The following is a 16,241-nucleotide window of genomic DNA, read 5'->3' as shown; positions in this document are numbered from 1 at the left end:
CCCTGTTCGGTTTGATAATTCAGAATAATAACTAAAAAACCAACACTATGAAATTAGTTATCGTTACCGCAGTTGAAGAATACCAAAAAGACGTCTTAACCCTTTTTAAAAATGCAAATATTGAGAAATTTAGTAGTTCTGATATTGATGGGCACAAAAGTGATTCCACAATTTTAATGGCTTCTAATTGGTTTTCTTCAGGAAAAGGAGGAAGTCAATCGAGTATGTTTTTCTCTTTTACAGAAGATGAAAATATTGATACTTTATTCGATTTAATAAAAGAATTTAATAAAAGTATAGAAACTAATAACCCCTTAAAAGCGGCGGTGGTTCCTATTGAAAAATCTATATAAATTTAAAATTAATTAGAAATGATGAACACCTATTTTAGAGTAATTGTTGGTATCATGGTATTATTGAGTGTTGTACTAACTGTATATGTAAGTGTTAACTGGTTATGGTTTACCGTGTTCATTGGGGTTAATTTAATACAGTCTGCTTTTACAAAATGGTGTCTATTAGAAACTATTTTGGTGAAATTAGGGGTTAAAAAATAATACGCTTTCTTATCTTGAAAAAAGCATGTATTCTTAACCTATCTCCTATTAATTATTGCCAATGTTCTTGACAACACGTTTTTAAACAAAAAAAGTCAATACCCCTATGTACAGACTTTTTTTTTCGCCTTTAGAATCCCATTTAATGGGTTCAATTATTCCCTGTTGAGCATGAGCTAAAAAACCAATAAATACTACTTGAAGTAAAATGGTTTTTTAATGTCTCAGTACATAATATAAGCGCTAAGATTTTGAATATTCTTAGCGCTTATAAATATTGTTAAAACATAGTTCTTATGCTTAGTCCATGACAAACTTGAAGCCTGCCGTAATGATACTAGAACTAAAAGTGGTATCTCTATCGTATTGATAAAACTTTAAGTCAATACTTTTAAGACCAAATTGCCAAAGATGGGCTTTCGCGAAAATATCTGTATAGGATACTCCAAAACCGAATTGGTTTGCTGAGTATTCAGAAAGGTCATAATCTGACGTATAAAACTCATCCGTAGATAAAGCACTTTCGTAGGTATTGAAATAGTCTGCTGCCGTTTGATTGTAGAATCTGTATGATGGATATAAGGTAAACTTATTTGTTATTTTAACCGGTACTTCAATGCTCGCTGTATGCGAAGTAATCCCCCAATCATCAAAATAATAACGATAAAAAGTACGTACTGTAACGGTTTCATTGAGGTACCAATTTAAACGACCCCCAGCTGCCACTTTAAATCTAGAATCGGGTAGACGTTCAACAGCATCGGCCAATTGAAAATTATCAATAAATGAATCTGCTATATCACTGAAATAAACTCTTTGGAATGGGGTTGATAACAGTCCGTCTTGTTGCACAAAATCTAATGCTAATGAACCTTGTACCTTTTTGTGTAATATCTGTGACAACCCAAAACCTACCGAATAAGAGTTACGTCCTTCACTATCAAACGCTGTAAATCTAGGATTATAATTCGTATTGCCTGTAATGGTGTTTTGAGTAAACAAACGATCACTTAAACCAGCTCCTCCTTCTCCAAAAGGTCTTAACTCTGTAGGATAAATAGCATTCCAAGTATCTATGTAAACATTACCGTTTACACTTATTTCAGTGTTTTTTTCATTAAAAAGCTTGGTGTAACTACCGCCAACTCCCAAGGAAAAATAATCATACTCCGAAGATATTGATAACTTAGTAGACCAAATATCGTTTCTATCATCTGAGCTATGGCTATAACTTCCAGTTATATTTGCCCATAAATCACTGCTTGAAGCACCAGAAGATGCTTGAAAAGGGTCTGCAAGACCATCATCAAAAGGTCCTACATTACTAGAAGATGCAGAAGTATATGCAGAAACTCCAGCATCAATGGTAAGCACATCGTCATCATTTAATGGAATAGAAACTATGAAGGTTCCTGTAACATCTGTTAATTCTTCGGTACCTATACCTCCACTTACGGCAGCATTGTCACCATCCTGAGAATAATAACTTGTTAAGAAGTCTACTTCAGTAGTTTCTAACACGCGTTTTTTATAAGCTTTTGTTTCTTCTTGAGCTGTTTGAGCGTGCGCTTTCGCAAAAGCGAATACACACATAAAAATAACTATTTTTTTCAAGTGATTTTCCATATTAGTTACAGCCGCAGCCTCCTCCTGTTTTTCCTCCATTGGCGCCTACAGCAGCCTCACGATAAGAGTGCGCAGTCGTTACATTACGATCGCATTTTTTTTCTGAAAGCACCATATCTGGGTCGTTTATATTGACCTTTTCATATTCTTTAACCACAACACAACTACTAAAATTAATAGCTATTACTGTGAGATAAATAATCTTTTTAATCATAATTTGTCTATTTTAATATTCTTTGACTTGGTAATATTTCCTTGATCATCTATAATAATACATTCTATCTGAGGTAACTGATTTATCCTATCTAAACCTGCTTCTTTACCCATCACAAACACAGAGGTCGCGAGCGCATCTGCAAGTTCTGCTTTAGGCGCAAAAACGGTCACACTTATAATCCCACTAGAAGGATAGCCTGTACGTGGATCTATAATATGTGTGTATCGCTTACCGTTAAAGTTTACGTACTTCTCATAATTACCTGAGGTTACTACTGCTCCATTGGTTATAGGGAGTAATGCAAATACTTTATTTTTATTCATTGGGTTTGTAATAGCAACTTTCCACTCGCTCCCATCTGGTTGTTTTCCCCAAGTATTCATATCTCCAGAAGCATTTATAATTCCCGAGGATACTCCTTTTTCTATTAGTAATGCTTTTGCTTTATCTGCAGCATATCCTTTGCCTATAGCACCAAAACCAATTTTCATTCCCTCTAGCTTAAGAAATACAGTACTATTCTTTTTATCTAAAACGATATTCTTAAAACCTACTTTTAGTACAGAGGATGCAATTTCTTCTTCTGATGGCATTGCCGTCATACTGCCATCAAACTTCCAGATATAATCCATTGATGCGTAACTAATATCAAAAGCTCCATCGGTAAGTTTTGATATTCCAATAGCTCTTTCAATCAAATTAAAAAGCTCTTTATCAACCTTTACTGGTTGTATACCTGCATTTTTATTGATCGCAGAAGTTTGCGAATTAACATCCCAAGAAGAAATAAGCTTTTCTATTCTCGTAATTTCGGCTATAGCAATATCTATGCTTATATTACCTTGTAATTCATTATCTGCAACTACCGTTATATCAAAACGGCTCCCCATAAGTTTGAGTGTCCGTTTATAAGGTTGTTGTGCTAAGCATACCAATGAAAATAGTGTGACCAGCAAAGTAATGTATGTTTTCAAATTATTTTGTAAAAGCATTTAATTCTTTGATATAATTTTCAGGTGTAGTCTTTTTGTAGCTTGTCTCCCCCAGCACTTTACCCTTACTATCTAGAACTACCACAAATGGAAAGACGCCATTTCTATTATACCATTCTGCTAGTTGAGCATTTGCCTTTGTTTGAGTATCTGATAATGCATTATTTTTTCGCCTAGGGAAATCTGCCTGAAGCATTACATAATGTTCTCCTGCATATTTTTTAAATTTATCTGTACTCCAAATTTCACGATCAAGCTTAATACAAGGTGCACACCAATCTGATCCTTGAAAAACAAGAATTATAGGTTTACTTTCTTTTACAGCGATAGCTTTTGCTTTTACAAAATCCGTCTGCCATTCTTGAGCACTTACTGTAGTACCAAAAGCAACAAAAATCACTGCTAGTAATAAAAAATTTTTCATAGTCTTATAATTAGGTTAATTAATTCTATTAATCGTAATTTAATTCTATAGCTTACATTGATAATTATCAATGTAAGCTATAGGCAATCAGTTAAAGTTAGCTACCTTTAAGAGACCTTTATGGTCCTTAATAAAAATGCTGCTTCGCTTTGTTGAAATAAGTTTTTCTTCTTTAAAATCCTTGAGCATTCTCACTACAGATTCCATAGCAGTACCAACCATGCTAGCTAGGTCTTCTCTATGAATACTGATTTCTGTATCCAACTTCTGATTATTTTTATATTTACTTTCTAAAATCAGAAGGTTTAATGCTGTTCGTTCTCTTACCGTATATTTTGCAAGAATTTTTGTCGCCTTAAGAAAAACTCCAAATTCGTGACCCAAACTCCTTAATAAACGTTTTGATAAGATAGGTGACTTGTCTACTGCCTTTATAAAATCTTCTTTAGGTATAAACTCCATATCACAATCTGTAAGAGCTGATGCGCAGTCTGGATATAACTCCTCGCTTAACACGGCGTGATATACTAAGTACTCTCCTTCTTTACAGATATAAAAAATATGCTCCTTTCTATGATCAGTAACTGTAAACTTCTTTACTTTTCCATTTTTAACGCTATAAATGCCTTCTGGCGTATTATCTTCTATAAAAATCGCATCTCCTGCCTTAAAGTGAATAATGACACTGTTTTTAGTAATCGTTTTGCAGACAGCTTCAGGTAGTCCTGAAAGCAAATCTTGATTATCAAAACTGAATTTGTCGTGTGGAAATAAATTAGTCTTCATAATACGCTGAAATTTGTTTTTACATCTTCCAAATTCTTCTGGTTTCTTACTTCAACATAGCCCTTTTCATGATGAGACTTAAAATGAACATTTACTAAAACCTCTAAATTAAATACGGAGCACTTCTCTTCTGTCAAGTGCCTATCACAAAAAAACTCCCTTTCTCTGTCCCGCAGACTATTTCTATAAAAAAAATGAGCATTGTTAACATGAATTATATTTGCATCACAAAGTATTTCAGCTAGCGCTGTCGTTGGGTTTTGATGCCATCTTGTACCATCAATGCACTTGCATATTTGTACCATAGAATTGTAATACATCCCTGCAGCGTTAAGATACCCTATTCCTCTATTTTTACTTTCTTCTTCATAATCATTATAACTATTTAAAAAACCTGTATTTTGAAACCGAGCGGTGAGCATAGGTAACTCAGTTTTACGGGGTGTACTATTCATTTCACAGCAAATATAATTGACGTATTCTGCAACCTCTTGCGTATGTATAAGATCATGAAAAGTGAGCTCTTTCCATTTACGAAATGCTAATAAGTCTGAACAATATTTTTCTTCTTGTGTGATCATACTACGCAATATTTATATTGAAAAGATGTCCAATAAAAGCCGTTAATCCCATAGCTAAGGTTCCCCAAAATGTTATTCTTAGCACTACTTTTGTAGGGTTAGAACCTCCCGCTCTTGCTGCTACTATTCCTAAAATAGCTAGAAACAGAATCGCACTCACATATTGCAGGTATTCCATACGATTAAGAGGGGCTATAAACGCTACGAGTACAGGTAAAAAGCCACCTACAGTAAAAGCTATACCAGAAGAAATTGCTGCCTGTAAAGGTTTTGCCTCCGTCATTTCGTGTATTCCTAGCTCATCTCTTGCATGTGCTTCTAAAGCATTATGGGCTGTTAATTGTATTGCAACCTCTAAGGCTGTCTCAACTTTTAAACCTCTTTCTTCATATATTTTTGCTAGCTCTAGAAGCTCTTCTTCTGGAGTATCTATAAGTTCTTGTTGCTCTCGAGCAAGATCAGATTTTTCGACATCTGTCTGAGAACTCACAGATACATATTCTCCAGCCGCCATAGATAATGCTCCAGCAACTAGCCCTGCAACTCCCGCAACTAAAACAGGTTCTCGTGTACTACTAGCAGCGGCAACCCCTATAATAATACTTGCTGTCGATAAAATCCCATCGTTTGCTCCTAAGACTCCAGCTCTAAGCCATCCGCTACGTTTAATATAGTGTTTTTCTGTGTTTTGTGCATCCATAATTACGCGCCTAATAAGTTAAAAACACCTTTTGTCAAGAACTTTGTATTCTGCTTAAAGTCATTTGTGTTTTCTATAAGAGAAAAACCTTCAAAATTTCCATTTTGTTTTACTTCCTCTTGATGGAAATAGTACGTATCATTTTCCTTTTTTACCAAGACCAAGACATAGTCAATATCATCAATAGGTACAATAGCTTCTGAGGGTAAAGCTAATCTCTTTTCTGTGCTTGTAATTATTCTAGAGGATACAAACATTCCTGAAATAAACTTATACTTAGATTCATCTTCAATATGGCCATGAATTTTAATCGTTCTATTTTCATCAATAGAATTCCCTACGAGATGAACTTCTCCTGAATATTCTTGATCTGAAACTTCGGGGATTTCAAATTCGATTTTCTGATCTTTCTTAATACTCATAATGTCCTTTTCAAAAACGGAAAGCTCTAAATGAATATGATCATTGTTTATGATTTCTAAAATAGGACTAGCTGGCGAAACATAAGACCCCATAGACACAAAGGTTTTAGAAATACTACCTGCAATAGGTGCGTAAATGCTAGCAATTGCTGTAAAATTACCTTGAGCAGCATTAGCAGTCGATATATGAAGCATTTCCAACTGTTTTTTCAAACCATTCCGTCTTGCTATACTCGTTTTATAATCACTTTCTGCTTTTAAAAAACTTTTTTGAGAAGTGATTTTTTCTGCTATCATGGTTTCTTGTCTGTCATATTCAGACTTCAAATACATCAACTGCTCATTCAGTTCCATATATTCTTGTTGGATCGTAACAAATTCTGGGTTTTCTAAAGTTACCAATAGCTGTCCTTTTTTTACGGTATCCCCTATTAACAAGGGAGTCGTTTTTATATATCCTCCCATCGTTGCACTAACGCTTGCTTTATTTTCTGGCGGTACATCAATCATGCCCGTTGCCGATACTATTTTTGGAAAATCTTGTTCTTTAAAGGTCCCGAGTTCCATGTTATTTTTATTAAACTGTTCCATGGTTATTTCGATGTATTCCGAATTTTTTTCTTTCGAAACACTCGTTTTTTCCTTACTACCGCAACTTATTAGTAGCGTAAGCACACCTGTTATGGCGATTCTATTAATTATATATTTCATGATTGTTATAGTGTTAAAAAATTGATAGCAATTACGGTTTGATTATACTCCTTTAATGTGTTGAGATATTCTAGTTGTATCTCATAGGCGCTTTCAAGACTTTGCAAGTATTGATAAAAGTTAATCTCTCCGTTTTTAAAGCTACCGATTGCAGTTTTTAAAATTTCATTAGAAAGTTGCTGTCCTTCATTCTCATAATAAGCTAAAGATGCACCAAAGCTTTTTAATTGATTTTTTAAAACTTCTTGTTTAGAATTTACTTGCGTTCGGTATTCTTTTAACTCATTGATTGATGCTTCTTCTGCAAATTTTGATGCTTTAATTTTCGCAGATTTACCTCCGAAAAGAATGGGAATTTTTAAGCCCAATTGGTAGCCATATAAATTAGCGTTTAGCCCTTCATTAGTCCCTTGAAAATACTGTAGACTGATATCTGGGAGTACTTGTTGTTTCTCCAACTGTTTTTCTGCTTTAAAAAACAATGCTCTATTTTGATAAAAATCTAGTTCAGGACTTTGCGCTATAGGTACTTGCTGCGCTACTACCTTTAAATTAAGTAGCGGAGTAACCCGTATGGAATCTTCCAATTGTAGTACTGCTTGCAATTCTGTATACACCTCTTTTACCTGTTTTTTTGATTCAGAATATTGCAATGCAATCTGCTTTTCTTTAGAAATAGCGGTTATTTTTTCTAGATAATTGGTTTCCCCTAGTTCAAATCGTCTACTAGCCATTGCTGAAAAATTGCTATACAAACTGTCTAATGTGTGATAAAGCTCCTGCTTTTTTAAAGCTATTTGATAGTTGTAATAACTAGTAGTTACTCTTCTAATAACCGATTTCTTCTGAATTTCAAAAGAATTTTCGCTCAGAGAATACCGCATTTTATTCACTTTCTTTTGAGAAAAATAAACGGTAGGAAAACGGAAATCTTGCTGCACCCCAAAAACTTTTAAAGGCTGATTATTGCTGGCTAAGTTATTCTCATCAAACTCATAATAGACCTGGGTCTTATCAAAATCAAAAGCCGAATTAATGAGTTGTTCAGATTGTAGTAGTTGATTGTTTTTAGCTTTCAAAGAAGCATTATTCTCAATAGCTATAGGTATTAACTCCTCTAAACTAAGAGCTTGATGTTGTTTTTCTTGTGACATAACTTGCCCTAAACAACAAAAACCAAGGATTAACGCAACAGCATTACCTTTATTTTTTATTTTAAGGGGTTTAATGGTATTCAAATAAGCATAAAGCACAGGCAATACTACCAGTGTTAATATAGTAGCCGTAATTAAACCTCCAATGACCACAGTTGCCAATGGCCGCTGTACCTCTGCTCCTGCATTGGTAGATATTGCCATGGGTAAAAAACCTAATGCAGCGGCAGAAGCGGTTAATAAAACAGCTCGCAATCTATCTTTAGCTCCATGTTTTATTAATTCTTCAATTGTTTCAAAACCTTCCGCTTTTAACTCTTTAAAATGTTCGATTAAGACAATTCCATTTAAAACTGCAATTCCAAAAAGTGCAATAAAACCTACTCCCGCAGAAATACTAAAAGGCAAATCTCTGATCCATAATAAAAACACACCGCCTACAGCAGCCAATGGTATTGCAGAATAGATCATTAAAGCTTCTTTTACCGATTTAAAGGCAAAATACAACAGCACAAAAATTAAAACTAAAGCTATAGGCACTGCAACTAATAAGCGAGATTTAGCACTCTGTAAGTTTTCAAATTGCCCGCCATAAGAAATACTATACCCCACTGGTAAGTCAATATTTTCATTGATAAGTTTTTGCACATCATCTACCACAGACTGTAGATCTCTGTTCCGCACATTTACCCCTACGACAATGCGTCTTCGCGTATTATCTCGAGATATTTTAGCGGCACCTTTTTGATAGCTAATCGTGGCTAATTCTCGTAAAGGAACTTTTCCACCATTAGGAAGGTCAACAAATAAGTTTTGAAGGTTATTAATATCTTTCCGTTGAGATTTATCTAAACGAACGACTAAGTCAAACCTCTTTTCTCCTTCAAAAATGCTCCCTGCAGTCTTTCCTGCAAAAGCCATTGCTACCAGATCGTTTAATTCTTGAATGTTTAATCCGTAACGGGCCACTTTACTGCGGTCATATTTAATACTCATTTCAGGTAAACCTTCTACCTTTTCTATAGAAATATCAGATGCACCTTTAACATTGGTAATTAATTCTCCTATTTCACTGCCTTTTTTAGCTAAAACAGATAAATCATCTCCAAATATTTTAATAGCGATATCTGCGCGAACTCCAGTAATTAGTTCATTAAATCGCATTTCAATAGGCTGTGTAAATTCAACCTCCATTCCAGGAATCACCGCTAAAGCTTCTTTAAATTTGTCAGCCAATTCATCTTTTGAAGCGGCAGATGTCCATTCGCTTTTTGGTTTTAAGATAATGATCACATCACTCTCTTCCATAGACATAGGATCAGTAGGTACTTCAGCCGCGCCAATTCTAGTTACCACTTGTTTTACTTCTGGAAAATTTGTTAATAGTATACGTTCAATTTGAGTGGTGGTTTCAACCGTTTTACTCAATGATGTTCCTGTTTTAAGTACAGGCTGAATGACAAAATCGCCCTCATCTAAAGTAGGTACAAACTCTCCCCCCATCTGTGTAAAGATAAAAATTGCTAGCGCTAATAGTACTGCTGCAATAGACAATACTACTTTTTTACTGCGCAGCGCCCAGGTAATAATGGGGTCATATGTAGCCACAAGCCTATCCATTAATCGTATAGAGATATTTCTTTTTTCAGTCTTTTTTTGAGGTTTTAAAAATAATGAAGCCGCCACGGGCACATAAGTAAAACATAAAATCATGGCTCCTATTAGTGCAAAACTAAACGTAAGTGCCATAGGAATAAACATTTTCCCTTCTACACCACTTAAAGATAAAATTGGAATAAAAACAATCAGAATTATTAATTGACCGAATACTGCCGAGTTCATCATTTTTGATGCTCCATTTTGCGCTATTTGGTCTTTTAATTCTTGTTGTTCTTCTTTCGGTAATGCCATAATTTCTGCACTAGTACTACTTATTTTAAAAGCAATAAACTCCACAATAATTACTGCTCCATCTATAATAATTCCAAAATCTATAGCGCCTAAACTCATGAGGTTGGCATCGACTCCGAAAATATACATGAGCGACAAGGCAAAAAGTAGACAAAGTGGAATGACGGAGGCAACCACCAAACCAGATCTAAAATTACCTAATAATAAGACCACTACGAAAATGACGATAAGACAACCTAACACCAAGTTTTCAGTTACTGTAAGCGTAGTTTTCGCGATGAGTTCACTCCGATCTAAAAAGGCATTGATGTAAACGCCTTCTGGTAAAGCTTTGCTAATTTCAGTAACACGTAGTTTAACGGCATCGATTACTTTTTTAGAGTTAGCATCTTTTAACATCATTACCTGACCTAAAACCTTTTCTCCTTCTCCATTTGCTGTTATGGCCCCAAACCTATTAGCACTACCGAACCCTACTTTAGCTACATCCTTAATATAGATAGGTATCCCATTTATATTTTTAACGACAACATTTTCAATGTCTTCAAGTGAAGTTATTAAACCCTCACCACGAATAAAATAAGCCTGATTAGTTTTTTCAATATACCCGCCACCAGAAATACTATTATTGGTTTCTAAAGCTGAAAAAACATCGCGAGCACTGATGTTCATGGCATAAAGTTTATCGGTAGCTATAGCAACTTCATATTGTTTTAAAAAACCACCCCAAGTATTCACTTCAACGACACCAGGAATTCCTGAGAGTTGTCGTTTTACAATCCAATCTTGAATGGTTCGTAAATCTTCCGTAGTATATTTATCTTTAAACTCGGGCTTAACATCTAAAATGTATTGGTAAATTTCTCCTAAGCCTGTAGTAATAGGACCCATTTCTGGCGAACCAAAACCTTCAGGGATTTTTTCAGAAGCAGATTTGATTTTTTCAGCAATTAACTGCCTAGGTAAAAAAGTACCCATATCGTCATTAAAGACAATGGTTACTACAGAGAGACCGAATTTTGATACCGATCTAATTTCTTCTACCCCTGGTAAATTTGCCATCTCTAACTCAACAGGATAGGTTATAAATTGCTCCATGTCTTGCGTAGAAAGATTTCTGGAGGTAGTGATTACTTGTACTTGATTATTGGTAACATCTGGCACTGCGCCAATAGGTATTTGAGACAAGGAATACAATCCAAACCCAACGATAAAAAGTGTGAATAAGAGAATTACAAACTTATTCTTAATACTAAAATGAATTATATATGATAACATTTTTTCATAATATTATAATTAGAACTATTCCAATTCAAAGAAATGAAATGGAGTCTATTAACATCTAAAAATTATTATGAAATGCGGGGTGGCTGAAATAAGCCTATGGAGTGTAAGGAAGAACTAGGTTCTTGGTAATGAAAATTTGATATCGTATTCAGAACAAATTCTATTTTATTAAAATCTGCCCTATAAACTGGATTTACAATAGCAATGACTGTAGAAATATGAGAATGATTTTGAAAAGGTAGTTTTTCATGATCTTCCTTTTCTTCTTGGTGTTCTTTTTGATGTTCTGCTTTAGATGCTCCGTAGTGCTTAGCTACAAAAGTAAATACATCATCTCCATATTGCTCACTATGAAACGAAGCATGCTCCATCAACTGATTTAGTTTAACTACATCAGTGAAACAAATTCCTAGACTCTGCATGAAAATCAGGAATGAAAATGATATGGAAACCAATTTCAACATATAATCAAATATACAATTTTAAAACCTAGAATCTCGTAGGTTACTTTAATTCAGAAACATTCAAAATAACTCGTTTATATTATTTTGTTTAATATTTTACACAAATAGTTAAACATATTGTAACTTTACATTATAGTACCGCTATTAATTCTATAAAATCAGTATACCATGTTTGGACTATTTAAGAAAAAATCAGAGAAAGATAAGCTATATGAAACCTACCAGAGTTTACTTCAAGAAGCACATAAGCTGTCTACCTCTAATAGAAAATTGAGTGATCAAAAGACGTATGAAGCAGAAGAGATCATGAAAAAGATAGAACAGTTAAGCACAAAAATGGAATAACATGAATTCAAAAAAGCCAGATAGCGTGGTTTTCAATACCGATACTCAAAAGTATGATGCTGCATTAAGACCCTATAGCACCAATCTGGGTGCTCCTGCTATACAACCTATGGACACTATTGCTTGGAAAAATAGGTCTATTAACAAGGTAAATCACAAAATTCAAACCAGGTATCAAGAATTAAAAGAATCGTATGATAAAATGATGGCTGAATTTGAGCACAATAATTTGATTTATAATGCCAAATTCTCTTTTGAACCCATAATAGGAGAAAAATACCATCTGTATGCCAAAAAGGACGGCACTAATTTTTTATCCATAATAGCTCCGGAGCAATGCAACTTTGAGCCTCTAGGTAGTTTTTATTTGAATGCGGATCAAATTTGGGAGAAACTTTAATTATGAAAGATACTTTAGAATTTACAGAACGACAATTAGACCGAATCATTGAGATGGCATGGGAAGATCGTACGCCATTTGAGGCCATTGAATTCCAATTTAAAATTCCTGAAAAAGACGTCATAAGACTGATGCGCTCCAACCTCAAAGAAAGTAGTTTTAAAAGGTGGCGGAAAAGGGTGAACAGTGGCGTAAGTCAGAAGCATTTAAAAAAGAGAAATCCAGAAATTAATAGATTCAAATGTTCTAGACAGCGTGCTATTTCTGGTAATAAAATAAGCAAACGATAAATGAGTAGTTTCCCTAATTTTTTAAACCCTGAATTTCCTACGGATATGGATGCCATTCAAAAACGAATAGCACATGTAGATCCTAGGAAATATGCCAGTTCTAGAAATTATATTGATGGCAGCGTATCCTATTTATCACCTTATTTAGCTAGAGGCGTAATTTCTACTAAACAAGTATACCAATCGCTTTTAGAACGAGGTTTTACAATCTCTAATGCTGAAAAATTTATTCAAGAATTAGCCTGGCGAGATTACTGGCAGCAAGTATGGATCCATAAAGAAAATGCTATAGATTCAGATTTAAAACATCCACAGCCAACCGTTGAAAATTATGAAATACCTAAGATAGTTGCCGAGGGTACTACTGGAATTATAGCTATAGATGAAGCGATTAGCCTGCTTTACAAAACAGGCTATATGCACAATCATTTGCGCATGTATATAGCGAGTATCGCATGCAATGTAGCTAAAAGTCACTGGAAAATTCCTGCACAATGGATGTATTATCATCTTTTAGATGCTGATTGGGCTAGTAATGCTTTAAGCTGGCAGTGGGTTGCAGGAGCAAATAGCAACAAAAAATATTATGCCAACCAAGAAAATATCAACCGCTATTGTCATACAACACAAAGCACTACTTTTTTAGATGTTGCTTACGAAGACTTTGAAAATTTGTCAATCCCTGAAGTACTAACGGAAACCTATATACCACGTTTAGAAACGACACTCCCTACTTCAGATACTTTAGATCTTGTTACCGAATTACCAACACTAATCTACAATTATTACAATCTTGATCCCATGTGGAGAAAAGAACTAACCGCAAATCGCATATTACTATTAGAACCCTCTCTCTTTAAAAAATTCCCGGTTTCTAGTAAAAGCATTGAGTTCCTACTAGAGTTAGCTAAAAACATTAAAGGGATTCAAGTTTTTGTGGGTGAATTTGATGAACTCAGCTCCCTATATAATTTAAATCATTGCCTTTACAAAGAACATCCTACCAATAACCACTATTCAGGAATTGAAGATTCTAGAGATTGGATGTTTGCTGTAGAAGGATATTACCCTTCCTTTTTTGCCTTTTGGAAAAAATGTAAAAAAGAAATTAAAAATAAGATTGCACATGAAGCTTAACAAAAAGGCATTAGAAAACTTAGATAGAATAGAACGCATTAAAATTATTAACGCAGTTTCTGGAATTAAACCTGCTAATCTTATAGCTAGTATAAATGAAGACGGAATCACGAATGTAGCTATCTTCAGTTCTGTAGTGCATTTGGGAAGTGATCCTGCCTTATTAGGCTTTATTTTAAGACCTATAGGTGAAGTACCAAGAAATACTTATGATAATATTTTAGCAAACAACTCCTATACGATTAATCACATTCATCCAGAATTCACAAAGAAGGCGCATTATACCTCAGCAAAATTTGATGCGTCTATTTCTGAATTTGAACGCTGCGGACTCACAGAAGAATATATAGAAGCCTGTAAGGCTCCTTTTGTAAAAGAGAGTCGTTTTAAAATGGGAATGCAATTTGTGGAGGCTTTACCAATAAAGCAAAACAATACCCTATTGGTCATTGGTGAAATTACAAGTTTAATTCTACCCGATGCCTCCTTTGAAAGTACGGAGGATATCAATTTAGAAGAAATTAATAGCATAGGCATTTCTGGGCTCAACAGCTATTACACCGTCAACAAAATAGCCGAATACCCGTATGCACGCACTAGTGAAGTACCTAAATTTAAATGAAAAAACAACACTTGCCACAAAAGGTCTGTTTGGTCTGCAATAAGCCATTTACATGGAGAAAAAAGTGGGAGAAAGAATGGAACAATGTAAAATACTGTTCTGAACGATGTAGAAGAAACAAAAACCAATGATGAAAGATGTTACCCTAATATTTCCACACCAGTTATTTGAGAATTCTCCCGTATTAGAATTTGATGCACCCATATATTTAATTGAAGAATATTTATTTTTCAAACACTACAAATTTCACAAGCAGAAAATTGCTTTTCATAGGGCTAGCATGAAATGTTATGAAGCGTTCTTAAAAGCAAATAATCACGAGGTCATTTATATTGAAGCTACAGAAGATGTATCAGATATTCGTACCCTAATTAAACAGCTGAACAAAGAAGGAATAAATCAATTAAATTACATTGAAGTTTCTGACTATTGGTTGCGTAAAAGAATTGAAGAGACCAGTAAAGCATATACTATTACTTTAAAAGAATTTGACTCTCCCCTATTTATAAATAATAAAGAAGATTTAACTCATTTTTTTAAAAAAGATAAAAAAAGCTTTCATCAAACAACCTTCTACAAACAAGAACGAAAAAGGCTAGGTATTCTTGTAGATAAGAATGATGAGCCGATGGGGGGTAAATGGACTTATGATACGGAAAACAGAAAAAAGTATCCCGCTAAAAAAACACCTCCTTCTATACATTTCCCTGAGGTCACTACCTATCATAAAGAAGCAAAAGAATATGTAGATCTTCATTTTTCTGATCATTATGGCGCATTAACCAAAGAAGTATATTATCCTATAGATTTTGAGGCCGCTAAAGTTTGGTTTGATCAATTTCTAGAACAACGCTTTTCAGAATTTGGTATTTACGAAGATGCGATTGTTGGTGAGAATTCTATATTGAATCACAGTGTAATAACACCCATGCTAAATGTGGGCTTATTAACACCTCATCTTATTATTGATACCACTATAGCCTATGCTGAAAAACATGATATCCCTATCAATTCTTTAGAAGGCTTTGTCCGTCAAATTATTGGGTGGAGAGAGTTTATGCGCGGTATGTATGAACTGAAAGGTGTATACCAACGTACCCGCAATTTCTGGGGGTTTACCCGTAAGATTCCAAAATCATTTTATACCGGTACTACCGGGATTGTTCCTATAGACACTACGATAAAAAAAATATTAAAAACAGGGTATTGCCACCACATAGAACGCTTAATGGTATTAGGTAATTTTATGTTGTTGTGTGAGTTTGATCCTGAAGAAGTTTATAAGTGGTTTATGGAATTGTTTATAGATTCTTATGATTGGGTGATGGTTCCTAATGTATATGGTATGAGCCAATTTGCAGATGGTGGATCTTTTGCTACCAAACCCTATATCAGCGGTAGTAATTATGTAATGAAAATGAGTAATTACGGTAAAGGAGATTGGCAACAATCATGGGATGGACTTTTTTGGCGATTTATGCATGAACACCGTGAGTTTTTCAAAGGAAATCCAAGGTTAAAAATGTTACTCTCTACCTTTGATCGGATGGATGACACAAAAAAAGAAGCACATTTAAAGCATGCCGTAACTTTCTTAGTACGTTTAAAATAAAAA

19 protein-coding genes are annotated in these 16,241 nt (G+C 34.4%); 9 read left to right on the top strand and 10 right to left on the bottom strand.

Translation table 11 applies throughout. The features are described from left to right. Window positions 1-47: 47 nt before the first annotated feature. Both CELAL_RS17510 and CELAL_RS17505 read left to right on the top strand, forming a co-directional pair. Window positions 48-353, top strand: coding sequence for a hypothetical protein (locus CELAL_RS17510; protein WP_013552223.1), 306 nt, complete (start codon window positions 48-50; stop codon window positions 351-353). An 18-nt stretch (window positions 354-371) separates the two neighbouring features. After that, complete coding sequence (locus tag CELAL_RS17505; protein ID WP_013552222.1) at window positions 372-557, top strand: YgaP family membrane protein; 186 nt, start codon at window positions 372-374, stop codon at window positions 555-557. A 300-nt stretch (window positions 558-857) separates the two neighbouring features. On the opposite strand, the gene CELAL_RS17500 is transcribed toward CELAL_RS17505, so the two are convergent. From CELAL_RS17500 to CELAL_RS17455, 10 genes are all read right to left on the bottom strand, one after another. Continuing rightward, on the bottom strand, window positions 858-2,150 hold the full coding sequence (locus CELAL_RS17500; RefSeq protein ID WP_041558287.1) for a DUF3570 domain-containing protein: 1,293 nt from the start codon (window positions 2,148-2,150) through the stop codon (window positions 858-860). Between the two features lie 34 nt (window positions 2,151-2,184). After that, on the bottom strand, window positions 2,185-2,397 hold the full coding sequence (locus CELAL_RS17495) for a DUF4266 domain-containing protein (protein ID WP_013552220.1): 213 nt from the start codon (window positions 2,395-2,397) through the stop codon (window positions 2,185-2,187). After that, entirely contained in the window at window positions 2,394-3,392 is a 999-nt protein-coding gene (locus tag CELAL_RS17490) for an FAD:protein FMN transferase (RefSeq protein WP_013552219.1), read from the bottom strand. Before CELAL_RS17490 ends, CELAL_RS17495 begins: the two co-directional genes overlap by 4 nt. Further along, the gene (locus CELAL_RS17485) at window positions 3,376-3,816 is read right to left on the bottom strand and encodes a thioredoxin family protein (RefSeq protein WP_013552218.1); all 441 of its coding nucleotides are present in this window, start codon (window positions 3,814-3,816) and stop codon (window positions 3,376-3,378) included. Before CELAL_RS17485 ends, CELAL_RS17490 begins: the two co-directional genes overlap by 17 nt. 87 nt (window positions 3,817-3,903) lie before the next feature. After that, a complete protein-coding gene (locus tag CELAL_RS17480; protein ID WP_013552217.1) occupies window positions 3,904-4,602 on the bottom strand; it encodes a Crp/Fnr family transcriptional regulator in 699 nt (232 codons plus the stop codon). Beyond that, complete coding sequence (locus CELAL_RS17475; protein ID WP_013552216.1) at window positions 4,599-5,183, bottom strand: hypothetical protein; 585 nt, start codon at window positions 5,181-5,183, stop codon at window positions 4,599-4,601. The genes CELAL_RS17480 and CELAL_RS17475 overlap by 4 nt, the downstream gene beginning before the upstream one ends. Before the next feature lies 1 nt (window position 5,184). Next, window positions 5,185-5,883: a VIT1/CCC1 transporter family protein gene (locus tag CELAL_RS17470; RefSeq protein ID WP_013552215.1), complete on the bottom strand. Its 699-nt coding sequence runs from the start codon at window positions 5,881-5,883 to the stop codon at window positions 5,185-5,187. A gap of 2 nt (window positions 5,884-5,885) precedes the next feature. Beyond that, on the bottom strand, window positions 5,886-7,016 hold the full coding sequence (locus CELAL_RS17465) for an efflux RND transporter periplasmic adaptor subunit (protein ID WP_013552214.1): 1,131 nt from the start codon (window positions 7,014-7,016) through the stop codon (window positions 5,886-5,888). A gap of 5 nt (window positions 7,017-7,021) precedes the next feature. Continuing rightward, window positions 7,022-11,359 carry a CusA/CzcA family heavy metal efflux RND transporter gene (locus CELAL_RS17460; RefSeq protein ID WP_013552213.1) on the bottom strand — a complete coding sequence of 1,446 codons (4,338 nt, stop codon included), beginning with the start codon at window positions 11,357-11,359 and terminating at the stop codon, window positions 7,022-7,024. A gap of 74 nt (window positions 11,360-11,433) precedes the next feature. Further along, window positions 11,434-11,790, bottom strand: a complete 357-nt coding sequence (locus tag CELAL_RS17455) for a hypothetical protein (protein ID WP_245529646.1) — start codon at window positions 11,788-11,790, stop codon at window positions 11,434-11,436. 210 nt (window positions 11,791-12,000) lie between these two features. Here CELAL_RS17455 and CELAL_RS22215 point away from each other — a divergent pair, with 210 nt between their 5' ends. The 7 genes from CELAL_RS22215 to CELAL_RS17425 are packed head-to-tail and all read left to right on the top strand — an operon-like array spanning window position 12,001 to window position 16,238. Then, entirely contained in the window at window positions 12,001-12,177 is a 177-nt protein-coding gene (locus CELAL_RS22215; protein WP_013552211.1) for a Lacal_2735 family protein, read from the top strand. A 1-nt stretch (window position 12,178) separates the two neighbouring features. Then, window positions 12,179-12,577: a DUF2452 domain-containing protein gene (locus tag CELAL_RS17445; protein ID WP_013552210.1), complete on the top strand. Its 399-nt coding sequence runs from the start codon at window positions 12,179-12,181 to the stop codon at window positions 12,575-12,577. A gap of 2 nt (window positions 12,578-12,579) precedes the next feature. Then, window positions 12,580-12,867 (top strand): TIGR03643 family protein, encoded by a 288-nt coding sequence (locus tag CELAL_RS17440; RefSeq protein ID WP_013552209.1) that lies wholly within the window; start codon window positions 12,580-12,582, stop codon window positions 12,865-12,867. Then, a complete protein-coding gene (locus CELAL_RS17435) occupies window positions 12,868-14,004 on the top strand; it encodes an FAD-binding domain-containing protein (RefSeq protein WP_013552208.1) in 1,137 nt (378 codons plus the stop codon). Continuing rightward, window positions 13,994-14,626 (top strand): flavin reductase family protein, encoded by a 633-nt coding sequence (locus CELAL_RS17430; RefSeq protein ID WP_013552207.1) that lies wholly within the window; start codon window positions 13,994-13,996, stop codon window positions 14,624-14,626. Before CELAL_RS17435 ends, CELAL_RS17430 begins: the two co-directional genes overlap by 11 nt. Further along, the gene (locus CELAL_RS21965; RefSeq protein ID WP_013552206.1) at window positions 14,623-14,757 is read left to right on the top strand and encodes a DUF2256 domain-containing protein; all 135 of its coding nucleotides are present in this window, start codon (window positions 14,623-14,625) and stop codon (window positions 14,755-14,757) included. The genes CELAL_RS17430 and CELAL_RS21965 overlap by 4 nt, the downstream gene beginning before the upstream one ends. Further along, complete coding sequence (locus CELAL_RS17425) at window positions 14,757-16,238, top strand: cryptochrome/photolyase family protein (RefSeq protein ID WP_013552205.1); 1,482 nt, start codon at window positions 14,757-14,759, stop codon at window positions 16,236-16,238. Before CELAL_RS21965 ends, CELAL_RS17425 begins: the two co-directional genes overlap by 1 nt. Window positions 16,239-16,241: the final 3 nt, after the last annotated feature.

The sequence above is a fragment of the Cellulophaga algicola DSM 14237 genome (genome assembly GCF_000186265.1).
In the GTDB taxonomy this organism is placed as follows: domain Bacteria; phylum Bacteroidota; class Bacteroidia; order Flavobacteriales; family Flavobacteriaceae; genus Cellulophaga; species Cellulophaga algicola.
Note: the sequence above shows the minus strand (reverse complement) of the source record. Positions and strands in the feature narration are given on the sequence as shown.

Bases quoted from the DNA above. Each gene is read 5' to 3' on its own strand.
- CELAL_RS17510 (WP_013552223.1), top strand. From the start codon at position 48: ATGAAATTAGTTATCGTTACCGCAGTTGAAGAATACCAAAAAGACGTC.
- CELAL_RS17505 (WP_013552222.1), top strand. From the start codon at position 372: ATGATGAACACCTATTTTAGAGTAATTGTTGGTATCATGGTATTATTG.
- CELAL_RS17500 (WP_041558287.1), bottom strand. From the start codon at position 2,150: ATGTGTGTATTCGCTTTTGCGAAAGCGCACGCTCAAACAGCTCAAGAA.
- CELAL_RS17495 (WP_013552220.1), bottom strand. From the start codon at position 2,397: ATGATTAAAAAGATTATTTATCTCACAGTAATAGCTATTAATTTTAGT.
- CELAL_RS17490 (WP_013552219.1), bottom strand. From the start codon at position 3,392: ATGCTTTTACAAAATAATTTGAAAACATACATTACTTTGCTGGTCACA.
- CELAL_RS17485 (WP_013552218.1), bottom strand. From the start codon at position 3,816: ATGAAAAATTTTTTATTACTAGCAGTGATTTTTGTTGCTTTTGGTACT.
- CELAL_RS17480 (WP_013552217.1), bottom strand. From the start codon at position 4,602: ATGAAGACTAATTTATTTCCACACGACAAATTCAGTTTTGATAATCAA.
- CELAL_RS17475 (WP_013552216.1), bottom strand. From the start codon at position 5,183: ATGATCACACAAGAAGAAAAATATTGTTCAGACTTATTAGCATTTCGT.
- CELAL_RS17470 (WP_013552215.1), bottom strand. From the start codon at position 5,883: ATGGATGCACAAAACACAGAAAAACACTATATTAAACGTAGCGGATGG.
- CELAL_RS17465 (WP_013552214.1), bottom strand. From the start codon at position 7,016: ATGAAATATATAATTAATAGAATCGCCATAACAGGTGTGCTTACGCTA.
- CELAL_RS17460 (WP_013552213.1), bottom strand. From the start codon at position 11,359: ATGTTATCATATATAATTCATTTTAGTATTAAGAATAAGTTTGTAATT.
- CELAL_RS17455 (WP_245529646.1), bottom strand. From the start codon at position 11,790: ATGCAGAGTCTAGGAATTTGTTTCACTGATGTAGTTAAACTAAATCAG.
- CELAL_RS22215 (WP_013552211.1), top strand. From the start codon at position 12,001: ATGTTTGGACTATTTAAGAAAAAATCAGAGAAAGATAAGCTATATGAA.
- CELAL_RS17445 (WP_013552210.1), top strand. From the start codon at position 12,179: ATGAATTCAAAAAAGCCAGATAGCGTGGTTTTCAATACCGATACTCAA.
- CELAL_RS17440 (WP_013552209.1), top strand. From the start codon at position 12,580: ATGAAAGATACTTTAGAATTTACAGAACGACAATTAGACCGAATCATT.
- CELAL_RS17435 (WP_013552208.1), top strand. From the start codon at position 12,868: ATGAGTAGTTTCCCTAATTTTTTAAACCCTGAATTTCCTACGGATATG.
- CELAL_RS17430 (WP_013552207.1), top strand. From the start codon at position 13,994: ATGAAGCTTAACAAAAAGGCATTAGAAAACTTAGATAGAATAGAACGC.
- CELAL_RS21965 (WP_013552206.1), top strand. From the start codon at position 14,623: ATGAAAAAACAACACTTGCCACAAAAGGTCTGTTTGGTCTGCAATAAG.
- CELAL_RS17425 (WP_013552205.1), top strand. From the start codon at position 14,757: ATGAAAGATGTTACCCTAATATTTCCACACCAGTTATTTGAGAATTCT.